Below are 17,778 nucleotides of genomic sequence, written 5' to 3' on the forward strand. Positions count from 1 at the left end.
CGTCCGATCGTCCGGGGGATTCCCGGATGGTGGAACGCACCGCCATGTTCGCCGTGAACGCAGGGGTAGTTTTCAGCGATGTTCTCAAAAGTCTTGGTTGCCAATCGCGGTGAAATCGCGATTCGGGCATTCCGCGCCTCCTACGAGCTGGGTGCGGGCACCGTCGCCGTCTTTCCGTACGAGGACCGCAACTCGGTTCACCGGCTGAAGGCAGACGAGAGTTACCAGATCGGCGAACAGGGCCACCCGGTGCGGGCGTACCTGTCGATCGGCGAGATCGTCTCCGCCGCCAAGAAGGCGGGCGCGGACGCGATCTACCCCGGCTACGGCTTCCTGTCCGAGAACCCGGACCTGGCCGCCGCCTGCGCCGCGGAGGGCATCACGTTCGTCGGCCCGTCCGCCGAGATCCTCGAGCTGACCGGCAACAAGGCCCGCGCGATCGCCGCGGCGAAGGCGGCGGGTCTGCCGGTGCTGGCGTCCTCGGCGCCGTCCGCCGACGTGGACGAGCTGATGGCGGCGTCCGAGACGATGGAGTTCCCGATCTTCGTCAAGGCCGTCGCCGGTGGTGGTGGTCGCGGCATGCGCCGGGTCGCCGACCGCGCCCAGCTGCGCGAGTCGATCGAGGCCGCGGCCCGCGAGGCCGAATCGGCCTTCGGGGATCCGACCGTGTTCCTGGAGCAGGCCGTCGTCGACCCCCGGCACATCGAGGTGCAGATCCTCGCCGACGGGCAGGGCAACGTCATCCACCTGTTCGAGCGGGACTGCTCGGTGCAGCGGCGGCACCAGAAGGTGATCGAGCTGGCGCCGGCACCGAACCTGCCGGACGAACTGCGGCAACGGATCTGCGCGGACGCCGTCGCGTTCGCCAAGCAGATCGGCTACTCCTGCGCTGGCACCGTCGAGTTCCTCCTCGACACCCGCGGCAACCACGTCTTCATCGAGATGAACCCCCGCATCCAGGTCGAGCACACGGTGACCGAGGAGATCACCGACGTCGACCTGGTGCAGGCGCAGCTGCGGATCGCGTCCGGCGAGACCCTCGCCGATCTCGGTCTGAGTCAGGACTCGATCGCCATCCGCGGTGCCGCGCTGCAGCTGCGGATCACCACCGAGGATCCGGCGAACGGGTTCCGGCCCGACACCGGCCGGATCACCGGCTACCGCACCCCCGGCGGTGCTGGCGTGCGGCTGGACGGCGGCACCATGGTCGGCGCCGAGGTCGGCGCCTACTTCGACTCGATGCTCGTCAAGTTGACCTGCCGCGGCCGCACCCTCGAGGCGGCCGTCGCCCGTGCCCGCCGCGCGGTCACCGAGTTCCGGATCCGCGGCGTCGCCACGAACATCCCGTTCCTGCAGGCGGTGCTCGACGACCCGGAGTTCATTGCAGGCAAGGTCACCACGTCGTTCATCGAGCAGCGTCCCGAGCTGCTCACGCAGCGTGCGTCCGCGGACCGCGGCACCAAGATCCTCACCTACCTGGCCGACGTCACGGTCAACAAGCCGCACGGCGAGCGCCCGTCGACGGTGTACCCGCACGACAAGCTGCCCGCCATCGATCTCAAGGCGGCGCCGCCCGCCGGATCCAAGCAGCGGCTGATGGAGCTCGGACCCGAGGGATTCGCCGCCGCCCTGCGCGCGCAGGACGCCCTCGCCGTCACCGACACCACCTTCCGCGACGCGCACCAGTCGCTGCTGGCGACCCGGGTACGCAGCCGCGACCTGCTCACCGTCGCCGGGCACGTGGCCCGGATGACCCCGGAGCTGCTGTCGGTGGAGGCGTGGGGCGGCGCCACCTACGACGTCGCGCTGCGGTTCCTGCACGAGGATCCGTGGGAGCGGCTCGCCGCGCTGCGCGAGGCCATGCCGAACATCTGCCTGCAGATGCTGCTGCGCGGCCGCAACACCGTCGGCTACACCCCCTACCCGGAGACCGTGACCCGCGCGTTCGTGCGGGAGGCCACCGCGACCGGTGTCGACATCTTCCGGATCTTCGACGCGCTCAACAACGTCGACCAGATGCGGCCCGCGATCGACGCGGTCCGGGAGACCGGGACCGCGGTCGCCGAGGTCGCCCTCTCGTACACCGGGGACCTGTCCAACCCGAACGAGACCCTCTACACCCTCGACTACTACCTGAAGCTGGCCGAGCAGATCGTCGACGCCGGTGCGCACGTGCTGGCGATCAAGGACATGGCCGGACTGCTGCGTGCCCCCGCGGCCGCGACCCTGGTGTCGGCGCTGCGCAGCAACTTTGACCTGCCGGTGCACGTGCACACCCACGACACCCCCGGCGGTCAGCTCGCCACCTACCTGGCGGCGTGGCAGGCGGGTGCGGACGCCGTCGACGGCGCCAGCGCCGCGATGGCGGGCACCACCAGCCAGCCTGCCCTGTCGGCGATCGTCGCCGCAGCGGCGCACAGCCCGCGGGACACCGGCATCGACCTCCAGGCCGTGTGCGACCTGGAGCCCTACTGGGAGGCGCTGCGGAAGGTGTACGCGCCGTTCGAATCCGGGCTGCCGTCCCCGACCGGGCGCGTGTACACCCACGAGATCCCGGGCGGGCAGCTGTCGAACCTGCGCCAGCAGGCCGTCGCGCTCGGCCTGGGCGACCAGTTCGAGGAGGTCGAGGCCAAGTACGCGGCAGCGGACCGGATGCTCGGCCGCCTCGTCAAGGTCACCCCGTCGTCCAAGGTGGTCGGCGACCTCGCCCTGCACCTCGTCGGCTCCGGCGTCGACACCGAGGAATTCGCTGCCAACCCCGCAGGCTACGACCTCCCCGACTCCGTCGTCGGGTTCCTGCGCGGCGAGCTCGGCACCCCCGCGGGCGGCTGGCCCGAACCGTTCCGCACCAAGGCCCTTGAGGGCCGCGGCGCCGCAAAGCCCGAGACCCCGCTCACCGCCGCCGACGAGGCCGGTCTCGCGGGCGCATCCGACGAGCGGCGCGGCACCCTCAACCGGCTGCTGTTCCCCGGCCCGGCAAAGGAATTCGGTGAGCACCGGGCCAAGTACGGCGACACCTCCCGGCTGTCGGCGAACCAGTTCTTCTACGGCCTGCGCCGCGGCGAGGAACACCGCGTGGAACTCGCGCCCGGTGTGGAACTGCTCATCGGACTGGAGGCGATCTCCGACCCCGACGAGCGCGGCATGCGCACGGTGATGTGCATCCTCAACGGGCAGCTGCGGCCGGTGTCGGTGCGTGACCGGTCGATCGCCAGCGAGGTGCCCGTCGCGGAGAAGGCCGACCGCGCCAACCCCGGCCACATCGCGGCCCCGTTCGCGGGCGTGGTCACGCTGATCGTCGCGGAGGGACAGAAGGTCGCGGCCGGTGACACCGTCGCCACCATCGAGGCGATGAAGATGGAGGCCGCGATCACCGCGCCGCGCGGCGGCACCGTCTCCCGCCTCGCGATCGGCCCGGTGCAGCAGGTCGAGGGCGGCGACCTGCTCGCGGTGATCTCCGTCGTCGCCGCAGAGGAGGACGGCCCGCAGTGACACGGATCGTTGCCGGGGCGGTGCGGTGACCCGGATCGTCGCCGGCGCCGCGGGTGGGCGCAGGCTCCGGGTGCCCGAGCAGGGCACCCGGCCCACCTCCGAACGGGTGCGGGAGGCGCTGTTCAGTGCACTGGACGCGCGGATCGACCTCGACGGCGCGCGCGTGCTCGACCTGTACGCGGGTTCGGGGGCCCTTGGCCTCGAAGCGCTTTCGCGGGGAGCGGGCCACGTGCAGTTGGTCGAGTCCAATGCCCGCGCCGCAGCGGTGGTCCGGGCCAACATCGCCGAGGTGGGCCTGCCCGGCGCGGTCGTGACGACCGCGCCGGCGGCCGCCGTCGTGGCGGGCACCCCGGACGGGGAGTACGACATCGTGATGCTGGACCCGCCGTACGCGTTGGGGGAGCAGGAGCTCGGGGTCGTGCTCGCCGACCTGGCCGCGAAGCGCTGGGTCGGCGAGGGGTCGCTGGTGGTGGTCGAACGGGCCACCCGCTCGCCGGAAACGGTGTGGCCGGACGGATTCGAGGTCGAGCGGACCCGCAAGTACGGCGACACCCGGGTCGAGATCGCCTGTTACCGTCTGCAGTCATGAGCAAGGCGGTCTGTCCCGGGTCCTTCGATCCCGTCACCAACGGTCACCTCGACGTGATCGCCCGTGTCGCGGTGCAATTCGACGAGGTCGTCGTCACCGTCGTCGTCAACCCCAACAAGCGGGGCATGTTCTCCGTCGACGAGCGCCTGCAGATGCTGCGCGACGCGACGGCGGACCTGCCGAACGTGACCGTCGACTCCTGGCAGGGGCTGCTCGTCGACTACGCGACCGCGAACGGTGCCACCGCGATCGTCAAGGGCCTGCGTGGCGCCAACGACTTCGACTACGAACTGCAGATGGCGCAGATGAACCACAAGCTGACCGGTGTCGACACCCTGTTCGTCGCGACCAACCCGCGCTACAGCTACCTGTCCAGCTCGCTGGTCAAGGAGGTCGCCACCTACGGCGGCGAGGTCTCGGACATGCTGCCCCCGCACGTGCACGCGCGGCTGCTCGAGCGGATCGCCGAACGCGCGGCCGCCGGCTAGACGCACGACACATCTGGGTGCCGGTGGGCGTGGCGCCGCGCCCCGTCCGCGGGCTGCGGCAAGATTGACGGCGCAAGCCGCTGTCGACGATTGGGGTGTGGCGTGTACCGGGTATTCGAGGCGCTCGACGAGCTCGTCGCGATCGTGGAGGAGGCCCGAGGCGTCCCGATGACCGCGGGCTGCGTGGTGCCGCGGGGTGACGTCCTCGAACTGCTCGACGACGTCCGTGACGCGCTGCCCGGCGAACTCGACGACGCGCAGGACGTGCTCGACCACCGTGACAAGCTCGTCGGGGACGCCCGCGCGCACGCCGAGCAGACGGTCTCCGGCGCCAACGCCGAGGCCGACGAGACCCTCACCGGCGCGCGGGACTCCGCCGACCGGATCCTCGCCGACGCCAAGGAGAAGGCCGACCGGATGGTCGCGGAGGCCCGCGCGCACGCCGACCAGCTCGTCGCCGACGCGCAGGACGAGGCCGAGCGGACCGTCAGCGACGCGCGGCGCGAGTTCGAGGACGTGACCGGCCGGGCGCAGGACGAGGCCGACCGGATGGCCGAGGCGGGGCGGGCCGCGCAGGAACGGTCCATCGCCGAGGGGCGCGCCGAGCAGGAACGCCTGGTGTCGGCGACCGAGGTCGCGATGGCGGCGCATGCCGAGTCGGCGCGGGTGATCGACGCGGCGCACGCCGAATCGGATCGCCTCCGCAGCGACTGCGACCTGTACGTCGACACCAAGCTCGCCGAGTTCGAGGAGTTCCTCACCGGCACCGTCCGATCCGTCGGCAGGGGCAGGCAGCAGCTGCGCACCGGGTCCGGGGTGCCGACCTACGACGACGTCGACGATCGACGGTCCGAGCGTCGCCGCTGACCGGCCCGACGCCGGATTCACCCTCGCGGTCGACCGTCGCGTATCGTGGGGTGGTTGCCCGATCCGGGCCCGTCCCGATCCGCAGAGAACCGGTCCCGTCGAGAACCGGCCCGTATGGAAAGAGTGTTCGCGTGTCGTCCCACCGTTCCACCTCGCCCCGTCCGCACGACGGCGGCTTCGTGCTGGACACCCGCACCCTCGGTCGCAGGCCGGGGTCGATGACGACCCTCACCCGGACCGTGCCGACCCCGATCCGCATCGGCCTCGACCTGGTCGCGGTGCCGGTCGGTGCCGACGTCGAGCTGGACCTGCGTCTGGAATCCGTTTCCGAGGGCGTCCTCGTCACCGGCACGGTGCGCGCCGCGACGGTCGGGGAGTGCTCGCGCTGCCTCGAGCCGTTCGAGGGCGAGCTGAACCTCCACCTGACCGAGCTGTTCGCCTACCCGGACAGCGTCACGGAGGAGACCACCGAAGAGGACGAGGTCTACCGGATCGTCGACGAGATGATCGACCTGGAGCCGGTCATCGTCGACGCCGCCGGGCTTGAACTTCCGCTGCAGCCGTTGTGCAGCGAAGACTGTCAGGGACTGTGCCCCGAATGTGGCATTCGCCTGGCGATTGCAGAATCCGGGCATGGGCATGAGATACTGGATCCTCGCTGGGCTGCCCTCGCGGGGAAGTTGGTCGACGCCGACAGTGTCGAAGCCGATGCAGAGTCCAGCACGAGTCGTGTGAACACCGAAGCCGAGGAGAAGTAGAAGTGGCTGTCCCCAAGCGCAGAATGTCGCGATCCAACACCCGGTCGCGTCGCAGCCAGTGGAAGACCACTGCGCCCACCCTCATCACCTGCCCGAACCGTGGCTGCGGCGAGAAGACGCTGCCCCACATTGCGTGCCCGTCCTGCGGCACCTACAAGGGTCGTCAGGTCACCGCTGCGGTCTAGTCGCAGTGACAAGCAGTACGAGCCCAACAGCTCCCGCCGGCGGCGAGGAGGGACAGCATGCTTCCCTCCTCGCCGCCCTTGGCGTTGAGTTGGACGATGCACTTCTGACCCTCGCCCTGACGCACCGGTCGTACGCGTACGAGAAGGGCGGCCTGCCGACGAACGAACGCCTCGAGTTCCTCGGGGATTCCGTTCTCGGGCTGTCCGTCACCGAACGCCTGTACCTGGCGCACCCGGACAAGTCCGAGGGCGAGCTGGCGAAGATCCGCGCGAGCATCGTGAACATGCACGCCCTTGCGGAGGTCGCGCGCGGCCTCGGCGAGGGTGGCCTCGGCGTTCACCTCCTGCTCGGCAAGGGCGAGGAGATGACCGGCGGCCGCGACAAGGCCAGCATCCTGGCCGACGGCATGGAGTCGCTGCTCGGCGCCGTGCACCTGCAGCACGGCATCGACACCGCGCGGACCGTGGTCCTCACCCTCTTCGCGGACCTGCTCGAACGCGGACCGAAGCTCGGCGCAGGCCTGGACTGGAAGACCAGCCTGCAGGAGCTGACCGCGGAACGCGGCGACGGCGTCCCCGTCTACGAGATCAGCTCCACCGGCCCCGACCACGACAAGGAGTTCACCGCGTCCGTGCTCGTCGCGGGAGCACCGCTCGGCATCGGCATCGGCCGGTCCAAGAAGGAAGCCGAGCAGAAGGCGGCCAGCACGGCCTGGAAGTCGCTGACCGACGCGCAGGCCGCGTCGGGCACGGCGTCCTCCGCCGGCGAGTAGCCCCGTGCCGGAACTACCCGAGGTCGAGGTGGTGCGACGCGGCCTCGACGCGCACGTCGTCGGGGCCCGCGTCGCGTCCGTCGAGGTGCTGCACCCGCGGGCGGTGCGCCGGCACCTGCCGGGCGGCGCCGACCTGGCGGCCCGGCTGACCGGCCTGTCGGTCTCCGCCGCGCGCCGTCGCGGCAAGTACCTGTGGCTTGAGGTCGATCCCGGCGAGCTGGCGGTCGTGGTGCATCTCGGGATGAGCGGTCAGATGCTGGTGCAGGAACCCGGCGTGGCAAGGGAGAAGCACCTGCGGATCCTCGCGGAACTCGACAGCGGCCGGCAGCTGCGGTTTGTCGATCAGCGGACCTTCGGCGGCTGGGCGTTGGCGCCGCTCGTCCAGGTGGACGGCACCGCCGTCCCCGCACCGGTGTCGCACATCGCCCGCGACCCCCTCGACCCCCGCTTCGACCCGGACGCCGTCGTCGCGGCGGTTCGCGGCAGGCACTCCGAGATCAAGCGGGTCCTGCTCGACCAGACCGTGCTGTCCGGGGTCGGGAACATCTATGCCGACGAGGCGTTGTGGCGCAGCCGGATTCACGGGAACCGTCCGTCGGACCGGTTGACTCGACCGCAGGTGCGGCTGCTGCTCGCGTCCGTCACCGACGTGATGACCGAGGCGCTCGCGCAGGGCGGCACCTCCTTCGACGCGCTATACGTCAACGTCAACGGCGAGTCCGGCTATTTCGACCGCTCCCTCGACGCCTACGGCCGTGAGGACGAGCCCTGCGCCCGGTGCGGCGCCCCGATCCGCCGCGAGAAGTTCATGAACCGCTCCTCGTACAGCTGCCCGAAATGTCAGCCGCGGCCGCGTCCCCGCCGCCCCTGATCCCTCCGGTCGACTCCGTCGACTGTGCGTGATTTTCACCCCGACCGGGGTAAAAATCACGCACGGGCGCGAAGCGCATCAAGAAGGCGTAAACGCACGCAGGCCACCCCGTCAGCGACCCGTTAGGGACGACGATTCCCCGGCGCGGCGGGGGCACTCTGCACTGTGGCCCGCAAACGGGCCGGGCGCGCCGACGGACGGCGGCCCCTTGCCGTGTGAAGAGGAATGCGTGATGGCTGATCTGGCCTACGTGATGCTGATCATCGGGACCTTCGCGGTCTGCGCGGGCGTGCTGCGCGCGCTGCAGACGAAGAAGGTCCGGTGACGGCGGCCGGCCTGCTGAGTGTCGTGCTGATCGCGCTCGCGGCCGCCCTGGTGATCTATCTGCTCGTCGCGCTCGTCGACCCCGAGAGGTTCTAGGTGAATCCCGCACTCGCAGCGGGACTGCAGATCGCGTTCGTGCTTGGCGTCCTTGCGATCCTGTACGTCCCCGTCGGTGACTACATGGCGAAGGTGTACGACACCGACCGGTCCCGCGACCTACGGATCGAAACGATCCTGTACCGGCTCTGCCGGATCAACTTCCACACCGAGCAGACCTGGTTCGGCTACGCGGCGTCGCTGCTCGGCTTCTCCGCCGCGAGCACCCTGTTCCTGTACTTCCTGCAGCGGGTCCAGGGGGTGCTGCCGCTCGGCGCGGGCCTCGAGGGCGTCAGCCCGGCGATGGCGTTCAACACCGCGGCGTCGTTCGTCGCGAACACCAACTGGCAGTCGTACACCCCCGAGACGACGATGAGCCACCTCACCCAGTCGCTCGGGCTCGCGGTGCAGAACTTCGTGTCGGCAGCCGTTGGCATGGCGGTCGCGATCGCTCTGATCCGCGGCTTCGTCCGCGTCACCCGCGGCGGCGAGATCGGCAACTTCTGGGTCGACCTGACCCGCGGCTGCCTGCGCATCCTGCTGCCGATCTCGTTCCTGATCGCGCTGGTTCTGCTCAGCCAGGGCGTGGTCCAGTCCTACCGAACCGGGTTCACCTCGACCGGCCTCGACGGCGCCGCCGTCACTAATGCGCTCGCGCCCGTCGCATCGCAGGAGGCGATCAAGGAACTCGGCACCAACGGCGGCGGCATCCTCGCCGCGAACTCCGCGCATCCCTTCGAGAACCCCACCCCGCTCTCGAACGTCGTCGAGATCCTCGCGATCCTGCTGATCCCGGTGTCCCTGACCCGGACCTTCGGCACGATGGTCGGCGATCGGAAGCAGGGCCTGACGGTCCTCGCGGTGATGGCGGGCCTGTGGGCGGCGCTGCTCGCGGTGGTGCTCGCCGCCGAGTCCGGCACCCGTGGCGTCGCCGCGACCGCGGCCGGCGGAATGATGGAGGGCAAGGAGGTCCGGTTCGGTATTCCCGGCAGCGCCCTGTTCGCCGTCTCCACCACCGGCACCTCCACCGGCGCGGTCAACTCCGCCCACGACAGCATGTCCCCGCTCGGCGGTGGCGCGGTGCTGCTGAACATGCTGCTCGGCGAGATCGCCCCCGGCGGCGTCGGCACCGGCCTGTACGGCATCCTGGTGCTCGCGATCGTCGCGGTGTTCGTCGGCGGCCTGCTCGTCGGGCGCACCCCGGAATTCCTCGGCAAGAAGCTCGGCAGACGGGAGATCACCCTCGCGGCCCTGTCGGTGCTGGTGATGCCGGCGCTGGTCCTGATCGGCACGTCGATCACGGTGATCCTCGGCTCGACGACCGGGTACCTCGGCAACTCCGGCGACCCGGGCACCCCGCAGGCGATCCACGGGTTCTCCGAGGTGCTGTACGCGTACGCGTCGGCGTCGAACAACAACGGCAGCGCATTCGGCGGCCTCACCGTCACCAGCGACTGGTTCCAGTCCTCGCTCGGCGTGTGCATGCTGCTCGGCCGGTTCCTGCCGATCATCTTCGTTCTCGCCCTCGCCGGATCGCTTGCCGCGCAGCGACGTTCCGAACCGACCACGGGCACCCTGCCCACCGCCGGACCGATGTTCGCCGGACTGCTCACCGGCACCGTCGTTCTCGTCGCGGCACTCACCTTCTTCCCGGCCCTCGCACTGGGCCCGATCGCGGAGGCACTGCAATGAGCGTGCACACCACCGAACGCCCCCGGCCCGCCCCCGACGTCGACGGCGATCCGTCGCCGGTCAAGGCGGGCATCTTCGACCCCCGTCAGCTGATCACCGCGCTGCCCGGCGCGGTCGGCAAGCTTGACCCCCGCCACCTGGCCCGCAACCCGGTCATGTTCGTGGTGCTCGTCGGCTCGGTGGTGACCACCGTGATGGCGATCGCCGACCCGTCGGTGTTCTCGTGGCTGGTTGCCGCGTGGCTGTGGTTCACCATCCTGTTCGCCAACCTCGCCGAATCCGTCGCCGAGGGCCGCGGCAAGGCGCAGGCCGCGAGCCTGCGGAAGGTCAAGCAGGACACCACCGCCCACCGGATCACCGGAAGCGGAACGATCGAATCGGTGCCCGGCACCGAGCTGCGGGTCGGGGACCGCGTCGTGGTGGTCGCGGGGGAGGTGATCCCCGGCGACGGTGACGTGGTCGAGGGCATCGCCACCGTCGACGAGTCCGCGATCACCGGCGAATCCGCCCCCGTCGTCCGCGAATCCGGCGGCGATCGCTGCGCGGTCACCGGCGGCACCGTGGTGCTGTCGGACCGGATCGTCGTCGAGATCACCGCCGCGCCGGGTGAGTCCTTCGTCGACCGGATGATCGCGCTCGTCGAGGGCGCGGCCCGGCAGAAGACGCCGAACGAGATCGCGCTGAACATTCTGCTCGCCTCGCTGACGATCATCTTCCTGCTCGCCGTGGTCGCGATCGGGCCGATGGGCCTGTACGCGGGGCATGCGCTGGACCCGGTCAAGCTGATCGCGCTGCTCGTCTGCCTGATCCCGACCACGATCGGGGCGCTGCTGTCCGCGATCGGCATCGCGGGCATGGACCGGCTCGTGCAGCGCAATGTGCTCGCCATGTCCGGCCGCGCAGTCGAGGCCGCAGGCGACATCGACACCCTGCTGATGGACAAGACCGGCACCATCACGTTCGGTAACCGCCGCGCGACCGCCCTGTACCCGGCGCCCGGCGTCGACGCGGACCAGCTCGCCGCCGCCGCCCGGCTGTCCAGCCTCGCCGACGGCACCCCGGAGGGACGCAGCATCGTCGACCTGTGCGTCGCCGAGTTCGGGCTGTCACCCGAGGCGACCGCGGGCGAGAAGGATTCCGAGTTCGTGCCGTTCACCGCGCAGACCCGGATGAGCGGCCTGGATCTGGCTGGCCCGGACGGGGTGACGCGGATCCGGAAGGGGGCGAGCGACGCGGTCCTGCTCTGGGTGCGGTCGCAGAGCGGCCTCGCCCCGACCGAGGTGACCGACACGGTCAACGACATCGCGTCGGGTGGCGGCACCCCCCTCGTCGTCGCGGTCGCGATCGGGGACACGGTCCGGGTGCTCGGTGTCGTCCGGCTCTCCGACGTCGTCAAGCCCGGCATCGCGGAACGGTTCGCCCAGCTCCGGGCGATGGGCATCCGCACCGTGATGGTGACCGGCGACAATCCGTTGACGGCCAAGGCCATTGCGGACGAGGCTGGCGTCGACGACTTCCTCGCCGAGGCGACACCCGAGGATAAGCTCGAACTGATCCGCCGGGAGCAGAGCGGTGGCCGCCTGGTCGCGATGACCGGTGACGGCACCAACGACGCACCTGCCCTCGCGCAGGCCGACGTGGGTGTCGCGATGAACACCGGCACCTCGGCAGCGAAGGAGGCCGGGAACATGGTGGACCTGGACTCCGACCCGACGAAGCTGATCGAGGTCGTCGAGATCGGCAAGCAACTGCTGATCACCCGCGGTGCGCTGACCACGTTCTCGCTGGCCAACGATCTCGCGAAGTACTTCGCGATCCTGCCTGCCCTGTTCAGCGTGATCTACCCGCAGCTGGACACGCTCAACATCATGCGGCTGGCGACGCCGGAGTCGGCGATCGTGTCCGCGGTCATCTTCAACGCGCTGGTCATTGTCGGCCTGATCCCGTTGGCGCTCAAGGGCGTCCGATACCGGCCCGCAACGGCGTCGACACTGCTCGGCCGAAACTTGTTGGTGTACGGCCTCGGAGGTGTGATCACGCCGTTCATCGGCATCTGGCTGATCGACCTTGTGGTCCGACTGATTCCCGGGATGGGGTGAGTGACGATGCGATTCACGATCGGATTGGTGCGCCAGGTGGGCGCTGGGCTTGCGGTGCTGCTCGCGTTGACCGCGATCCTCGGGATCCTGTATCCGGCCGCGGTGTGGGGGGTCGGCAGGCTCGCCCCCGGCTCGGCGGAGGGCTCCCCGGTCCGCGACGGCAACGGCTGCGTGGTCGGCAGCCGGTGGGTCGGGCTCGACCCGCAGGTCGATGCCGGCGAGCCGGACCCGTTCTTCCACGCCAGGGTGACCGGGTCGGTTGCCGACGCGGACCCGTTCGCGGTCAGTGATCCGGCCGCCGCGCTGCCCACCAACCAGGGGCCGAGCAGTGAGCTGCTCGCCGAGTTCGCGGCGGCCCGCCGCGCGGCGATCGCCGACCGGGAAGGCATCTCGCCCGATCGGGTGCCCGTCGACGCGGTGACCGGCTCGGGGTCCGGCATCGACCCGCACATCAGCCCGGAGTACGCGGCCCTGCAGGTGCCGCGGGTGGCGACGGCGACCGGGCTCGGCGAGGACCGGGTGCGCGAGCTGGTCCGCGAGCACACCGAGGGCCGCCAGCTGGGCTTCCTCGGCGCGGAGCGGGTGAACGTGCTGGAACTGAACCTCGCGCTCGGCTTGACGGCGCCGGATTGCGTGCCCGCGGGTGGATGATGGCGGGGTGAGTGACAGCGACACCGCCCCCCGCCGGGGCGAGCTCCGGATCTACCTCGGCGCCGCGCCGGGCGTCGGGAAGACGTACGCGATGCTCGGCGAGGCGCACCGGCGGCGGGAGCGGGGCACCGATGTGGTCGTGGCCGTGGTGGAGACCCACGGCCGCGCCCGCACCGCGGCGCAGATCGGTGATCTGGAGCTGGTCCCGCCGCGGCTCGTCGAGTACCGGGGCACCCGGATGGGGGAGCTGGACGTCGACGCGGTGCTGCGCAGGCGTCCGGCGCTCGTCCTCGTCGACGAGCTCGCGCACACCAACACCCCGGGCAGCCGCAACGAGAAGCGGTGGCAGGACGTCGAGGAACTGCTCGCCGCGGGCATCGACGTGCTCTCCACCGTGAACGTCCAGCACCTCGAATCGTTGAACGACGTGGTGCAGCAGATCACCGGGGTGGCGCAGCGGGAGACGCTTCCCGACGCGGTGGTGCGCGGCGCCACCCAGGTCGAGCTGGTGGACATCACGCCGGAGGCGTTGCGGCGCAGGCTGTCCCACGGGAACGTGTACGCGGCGGAGAAGGTCGACGCGGCGTTGAGTAACTACTTCCGGCGCGGAAACCTCACCGCGCTGCGGGAACTGGCGCTGCTCTGGGTCGCCGACCAGGTGGACGCCGCGCTCGCGAAGTATCGCGCGGAGAACGCGATCACCGATACCTGGGAGGCCAGGGAACGAGTGGTTGTCGCGGTCACCGGCGGTCCGGAGTCCGACACCCTGATCCGCAGGGCCAGCCGGATCGCGTCGAAGGCCAGCGCCGAACTGATGGTCGTGCACGTGGTCCGCGGTGACGGACTGGCCGGGGTGTCGGCGGCGGAGATGGGGAAGGTACGCCGGCTCGCCGCGAGCATCGGTGCCACCCTGCACAGCGTCGTCGGCGACGACGTCCCCGCCACCCTGCTCGACTTCGCCCGCTCCGCGAACGCGACGCAGCTGGTGCTCGGCACCTCGCGTCGGTCCCGGTGGGCGCGGATCGTCGACGAGGGCATCGGCGCCACCGTCGTCCAACGGTCCGGCGGGATCGACGTGCACATGGTCACCCACGGCGAGACAACGCCGTCCCGCCGCTGGCTGGCGGGGGGCTCCCGACCGCGCCGCGCGGTGTCGTGGATCGCGGCGCTGCTCGTCCCGTCGGCCGCGGCCTTGCTGATGTGGGCGGTGAACACCCGATTCGAGGTCGGTGGCGAGAGCGCACTGTTCTTCATCGTGGTGCTCGTCGTCGCGCTGCTCGGCGGTGTCGCGCCGGCGGTGCTGTCGGCGTTGATCTCCGGGTTGCTGCTGAATTACTTCTTCACGCCACCGCTGCGCAGCTTCACGATCGCCGAACCCGACAACTTCATCACCACCGTGGTGCTGCTGGTCGTCGCGGTCGCGGTCGCGGTGCTCGTCGACGAGGCCGCGAAGCGGGCTCGCGAGGCGCGCCGGGCGTCGCAGGAGGCGGAACTGCTTGCGCTGTTCGCCGGCTCCGTCCTCCGCGGCGCCGACCTGCCCGCGCTGCTGGGGAAGGTGCGGGAAACCTACGGGCAGCGGGCGGTCGCCGTCCTGCACCGCACGAGCGGCGTCGTCAGCGCGGTCGGGGACGAGCCGCCCTGCGGGATTGAGGACGCGGACACCGTCTGCGAGGTCGACGAGTACGCGTTGGTGCTCCGCGGCGCCGAGGTCGCCGCCAGGGACCGGCGGGTGCTCACCGCAGTCGCGAATCAGGCGGTCGGGCTGATCCGGCAGGAACAGTTGGCCGCCGAGGCCAGTGCGGCACGGGCGCTGGCCGAGGCCGATCGGTTGCGCAGGGCACTGCTCGCTGCGGTGAGCCACGACCTGCGCACCCCGCTGGCCGCGGTGAAGGCCGCGGTGTCGAGCCTGCGCAGCGACGACGTCGAGTTCTCGCCCGAGGACACCGCGGAACTGCTTGCCACGGTGGAGGAGTCGACCGATCAGCTGACCAACCTCGTCGGCAACCTGCTCGACTCGTCGCGGCTCGCGGCCGGGGTGGTGCGCCCGGCGCTGCGCCCGGTGTACCTCGACGAGGTGGTGCACCGCGCGCTCGTCGGCGTCGGGGTCGGCACCGCCGTCGGATCCGCACGGACGGTGGGGGACCGGGTGCGGGTCGAGGTCGGCGCGCATGCCGTCATGGCGGACGGCGGCCTGCTGGAACGGGTGGTGGCGAACCTGGTGGACAACGCGTTGCGGTACGCGCCGGACACGGTGGTGCGGATCGGCGCCGCCGCGGTCGCGGACCGGGTGCTGATCACGGTGGCGGACAACGGGCCCGGGATCGCCCGCGGGTCGGAGGAGCAGATGTTCGACTCCTTCCAGCGACTCGGCGATCGGGACACCACCACCGGGGTCGGGCTCGGATTGTCGGTGGTGCGCGGCTTCGTCGACGCGATGGGCGGCAGCGTCACTGCCACCGACACCCCGGGCGGCGGACTGACGATGGTGGTGGATCTTGCGGGAATCGGGAAGGCTGACTGAGTGACACGGATATTGGTGATCGACGACGAACCGCAGATCCTGCGTGCGTTGCGGATCAACCTGAGTGTGCGCGGCTACGAGGTGACCACGGCCGCCAACGGGGCGGCGGCGCTGCGGGCGGCCGCCGAACGGCACCCGGAGGTGATCGTCCTCGACCTGGGCCTGCCGGACATGGACGGCATCGAGGTGCTCGCCGGGCTGCGCGGGTGGACCACCGTTCCGGTGATCGTGCTGTCCGCGCGGACCGATTCGTCGGACAAGGTGGCCGCGCTCGACGCGGGCGCCGACGACTACGTCACCAAGCCGTTTGGCATGGACGAGTTCCTGGCCCGGCTGCGTGCGGCGGTCCGGCGCGGTACCGCGGCCGCGGACGTCGGCGTCCCGGTCGTCGTCACCGACTCGTTCACGGTGGACCTGGCCGCGAAGAAGGTGACCAAGGGGGACCGGGAGGTCCACTTGACGCCGACCGAGTGGGGCATGCTTGAGATGCTGGTGCGCAACAAGGGCAAGCTCGTCGGGCAGAAGGAACTGCTGCGCGAGGTGTGGGGCCCGGCGTATGCGACCGAAACGCACTACCTGCGCGTGTATCTCGCGCAACTTCGCCGCAAACTCGAGGACGACCCGTCCACTCCCCGCCATCTGATCACCGAACCGGGGATGGGCTATCGGTTCCAGGAATGAGGGGACGGGTCCGCGTCCGGGCCAGGGACGGCAATGGCAGGATTGGGCCATGACCGACCAGAGCCCCGAGACCGCCCCCGCCGCGACCGACTTGTGGGTCGAGCGCACCGGCACCCGCCGCTACACCGGCCGCAGCTCACGTGGCGCGGAGGTGCTGATCGGCTCCGAGTCGGTCGAGGGCGTGTTCACGCCGGGCGAGCTGCTGAAGATCGCGCTCGCGGCGTGCAGCGGGATGAGCTCCGATCTGCCGCTCTCGCGCAGGCTCGGCGACAACTACGACGCCACGGTGCGGGTTTCCGGCGCCGCCGACCGGGAGAACGAGGTGTACCCGGTGCTCGAGGAGGTGCTCGAGCTCGATCTCAGCGAACTCGACGCGGAGGCCCAGCAGCGGCTGATCACCGTCGTCGAGAAGTCGATCGACAAGGTCTGCACGGTCGGTCGCACGCTGAAAAGCGGCACCGTCGTTCGGCTTTCGATTGAAACCGATTCGTGATCTGATGGGCGCCATGACTCTGTCCCGCGTTGCGATGGTCGGCGCGGTGGTCGCCGGCGTGGTCGCCGGTGCACCACTGGCCGCCGCACAGCCCGCCCCGGTCACGCCGACCCCGGTCACGCCGTCGCCCACTCCGACGCCGTCGTCCGCACCGACGAGCACGCTGCCGATCCCGCAGGTGCAGCTGCCCGAGCTGGAGGTGGAACTCCCCGCCCTGCCGCCGCTTCCGTCGTTGCCCGCGCTGCCGCAGCTGCCCGGTGCGCCTGCCGCGACCACCACCGCCGCGGCCCCGACAACGACCACGGCGCCGCAGTCGACGGCCGTGCCCGCGCCCGCTGTCGCGTCCACCCCCGCCGCCCCCGCCGCGGCACCCGCCTGCACGCCGTGGACGGTCGACACCGTCGCGAGCGGATTCGGGGTCCTGGAGAACCTGGCGTTCGACGGGGGACGGATGCTGCTGTCGGAGAGCCCGGCCCTCGGCGAGGGCGCGATCCGCACGCTGACGCCCAAGGGCGACAAGGGCACGCTGGTGTCCGGCGTCGCGTCGCCCGGCGGACTCGTCGTCGACGGCGATCGGGTGGTGTTCACCACCGGCAACAACGTGATGGCCGGCCTCTACAACGGAACCAACGGCACCGTCGAGTCGGTGAGCCTGGACGGCGCGGACCGCACCACCCTCGCCGAGGGGCTGACGATGCCGAACGGCCTCGCCATACTGGCCGACGGCGACCTCCTCGTCACCCAGGCCCTCGGCAACGACCCGGGCCTGATCCGGATCCCGGAGGGGGAGACGGACGCCGAACGGGTCCGCACGGACGTCGGCTCCGCGAACGGCCTCGCCACGGCCGGTTCACGGGTATATGTCGGCAACACCTTCGACAAGCGCACCGAGATCCACGTCCTCGACGCCGCGGACCTGACCGGTGACGCCACCACGTTCACCCTGCCGGGGAACGGCCACACCAACGCGGGTGACGACCTGACCGTCGACTCCGACGGCCGGATCTACATGGCGCTGGGTGGCGCTGGCACGGTGGTGCGTCTCGACCCCGCGACCGGGGACACCTGCGAGCTCGCGTCCGGGTTGCCGCTCACCTCGTCCGTCCGGTTCGGCGAGGGCGAGGGCTGGGACGCGACGTCGCTGTACACCACCGGTTTCGACGGCACCGTGCACCGTCTCACGCCGGCACCCTGAGAG

General features: G+C 70.8%; 16 protein-coding genes. All 16 read left to right on the forward strand.

Annotated elements, in window-relative coordinates:
- Positions 1-78: 78 nt before the first annotated feature.
- The 16 genes from ACWF62_RS05420 (at position 79) to ACWF62_RS05495 (ending at position 17,775) form a co-directional block, all read left to right on the forward strand.
- A complete protein-coding gene (locus ACWF62_RS05420) occupies positions 79-3,492 on the forward strand; it encodes a pyruvate carboxylase (protein WP_378506590.1) in 3,414 nt (1,137 codons plus the stop codon).
- A gap of 25 nt (positions 3,493-3,517) precedes the next feature.
- On the forward strand, positions 3,518-4,081 hold the full coding sequence (gene rsmD / locus ACWF62_RS05425) for a 16S rRNA (guanine(966)-N(2))-methyltransferase RsmD (RefSeq protein WP_378506591.1): 564 nt from the start codon (positions 3,518-3,520) through the stop codon (positions 4,079-4,081).
- Positions 4,078-4,569, forward strand: coding sequence for a pantetheine-phosphate adenylyltransferase (gene coaD / locus ACWF62_RS05430; protein WP_378506592.1), 492 nt, complete (start codon positions 4,078-4,080; stop codon positions 4,567-4,569). The genes rsmD and coaD overlap by 4 nt, the downstream gene beginning before the upstream one ends.
- A 102-nt stretch (positions 4,570-4,671) precedes the next feature.
- Positions 4,672-5,436: a DivIVA domain-containing protein gene (locus ACWF62_RS05435; protein WP_378506593.1), complete on the forward strand. Its 765-nt coding sequence runs from the start codon at positions 4,672-4,674 to the stop codon at positions 5,434-5,436.
- A gap of 131 nt (positions 5,437-5,567) precedes the next feature.
- On the forward strand, positions 5,568-6,194 hold the full coding sequence (locus ACWF62_RS05440) for a YceD family protein (protein WP_378506594.1): 627 nt from the start codon (positions 5,568-5,570) through the stop codon (positions 6,192-6,194).
- A gap of 2 nt (positions 6,195-6,196) precedes the next feature.
- Positions 6,197-6,379, forward strand: coding sequence for a 50S ribosomal protein L32 (gene rpmF, locus ACWF62_RS05445; protein ID WP_137799096.1), 183 nt, complete (start codon positions 6,197-6,199; stop codon positions 6,377-6,379).
- Between the two features lie 5 nt (positions 6,380-6,384).
- Positions 6,385-7,152 (forward strand): ribonuclease III, encoded by a 768-nt coding sequence (gene rnc / locus ACWF62_RS05450; RefSeq protein WP_452629572.1) that lies wholly within the window; start codon positions 6,385-6,387, stop codon positions 7,150-7,152.
- Between the two features lie 4 nt (positions 7,153-7,156).
- The gene (mutM, locus tag ACWF62_RS05455) at positions 7,157-8,023 is read left to right on the forward strand and encodes a bifunctional DNA-formamidopyrimidine glycosylase/DNA-(apurinic or apyrimidinic site) lyase (protein ID WP_378506596.1); all 867 of its coding nucleotides are present in this window, start codon (positions 7,157-7,159) and stop codon (positions 8,021-8,023) included.
- A gap of 321 nt (positions 8,024-8,344) precedes the next feature.
- Positions 8,345-8,443, forward strand: a complete 99-nt coding sequence (gene kdpF, locus ACWF62_RS05460; RefSeq protein WP_378506597.1) for a K(+)-transporting ATPase subunit F — start codon at positions 8,345-8,347, stop codon at positions 8,441-8,443.
- Entirely contained in the window at positions 8,444-10,135 is a 1,692-nt protein-coding gene (kdpA, locus tag ACWF62_RS05465) for a potassium-transporting ATPase subunit KdpA (RefSeq protein WP_378506598.1), read from the forward strand.
- Positions 10,132-12,234, forward strand: a complete 2,103-nt coding sequence (kdpB, locus tag ACWF62_RS05470; protein ID WP_378506599.1) for a potassium-transporting ATPase subunit KdpB — start codon at positions 10,132-10,134, stop codon at positions 12,232-12,234. Before kdpA ends, kdpB begins: the two co-directional genes overlap by 4 nt.
- Before the next feature lie 6 nt (positions 12,235-12,240).
- Positions 12,241-12,885 (forward strand): potassium-transporting ATPase subunit C, encoded by a 645-nt coding sequence (locus tag ACWF62_RS05475; protein ID WP_452629573.1) that lies wholly within the window; start codon positions 12,241-12,243, stop codon positions 12,883-12,885.
- Positions 12,886-12,892: 7 nt separating this feature from the next.
- On the forward strand, positions 12,893-15,406 hold the full coding sequence (locus ACWF62_RS05480) for a DUF4118 domain-containing protein (RefSeq protein WP_452629574.1): 2,514 nt from the start codon (positions 12,893-12,895) through the stop codon (positions 15,404-15,406).
- Positions 15,407-16,087, forward strand: coding sequence for a response regulator (locus tag ACWF62_RS05485; protein ID WP_378506602.1), 681 nt, complete (start codon positions 15,407-15,409; stop codon positions 16,085-16,087).
- 49 nt (positions 16,088-16,136) lie between these two features.
- Positions 16,137-16,580, forward strand: coding sequence for an OsmC family protein (locus ACWF62_RS05490; RefSeq protein ID WP_378506603.1), 444 nt, complete (start codon positions 16,137-16,139; stop codon positions 16,578-16,580).
- 13 nt (positions 16,581-16,593) lie between these two features.
- Positions 16,594-17,775, forward strand: coding sequence for an SMP-30/gluconolactonase/LRE family protein (locus ACWF62_RS05495; RefSeq protein ID WP_452629575.1), 1,182 nt, complete (start codon positions 16,594-16,596; stop codon positions 17,773-17,775).
- Positions 17,776-17,778 lie beyond the last annotated feature (3 nt).

This window comes from Rhodococcus sp. NPDC054953 (assembly GCF_053609225.1).

Bases quoted from the DNA above. Each gene is read 5' to 3' on its own strand.
- ACWF62_RS05420 (WP_378506590.1), top strand. From the start codon at position 79: ATGTTCTCAAAAGTCTTGGTTGCCAATCGCGGTGAAATCGCGATTCGG.
- coaD (WP_378506592.1), top strand. From the start codon at position 4,078: ATGAGCAAGGCGGTCTGTCCCGGGTCCTTCGATCCCGTCACCAACGGT.
- kdpB (WP_378506599.1), top strand. From the start codon at position 10,132: ATGAGCGTGCACACCACCGAACGCCCCCGGCCCGCCCCCGACGTCGAC.
- ACWF62_RS05475 (WP_452629573.1), top strand. From the start codon at position 12,241: ATGCGATTCACGATCGGATTGGTGCGCCAGGTGGGCGCTGGGCTTGCG.
- ACWF62_RS05490 (WP_378506603.1), top strand. From the start codon at position 16,137: ATGACCGACCAGAGCCCCGAGACCGCCCCCGCCGCGACCGACTTGTGG.
- ACWF62_RS05495 (WP_452629575.1), top strand. From the start codon at position 16,594: ATGACTCTGTCCCGCGTTGCGATGGTCGGCGCGGTGGTCGCCGGCGTG.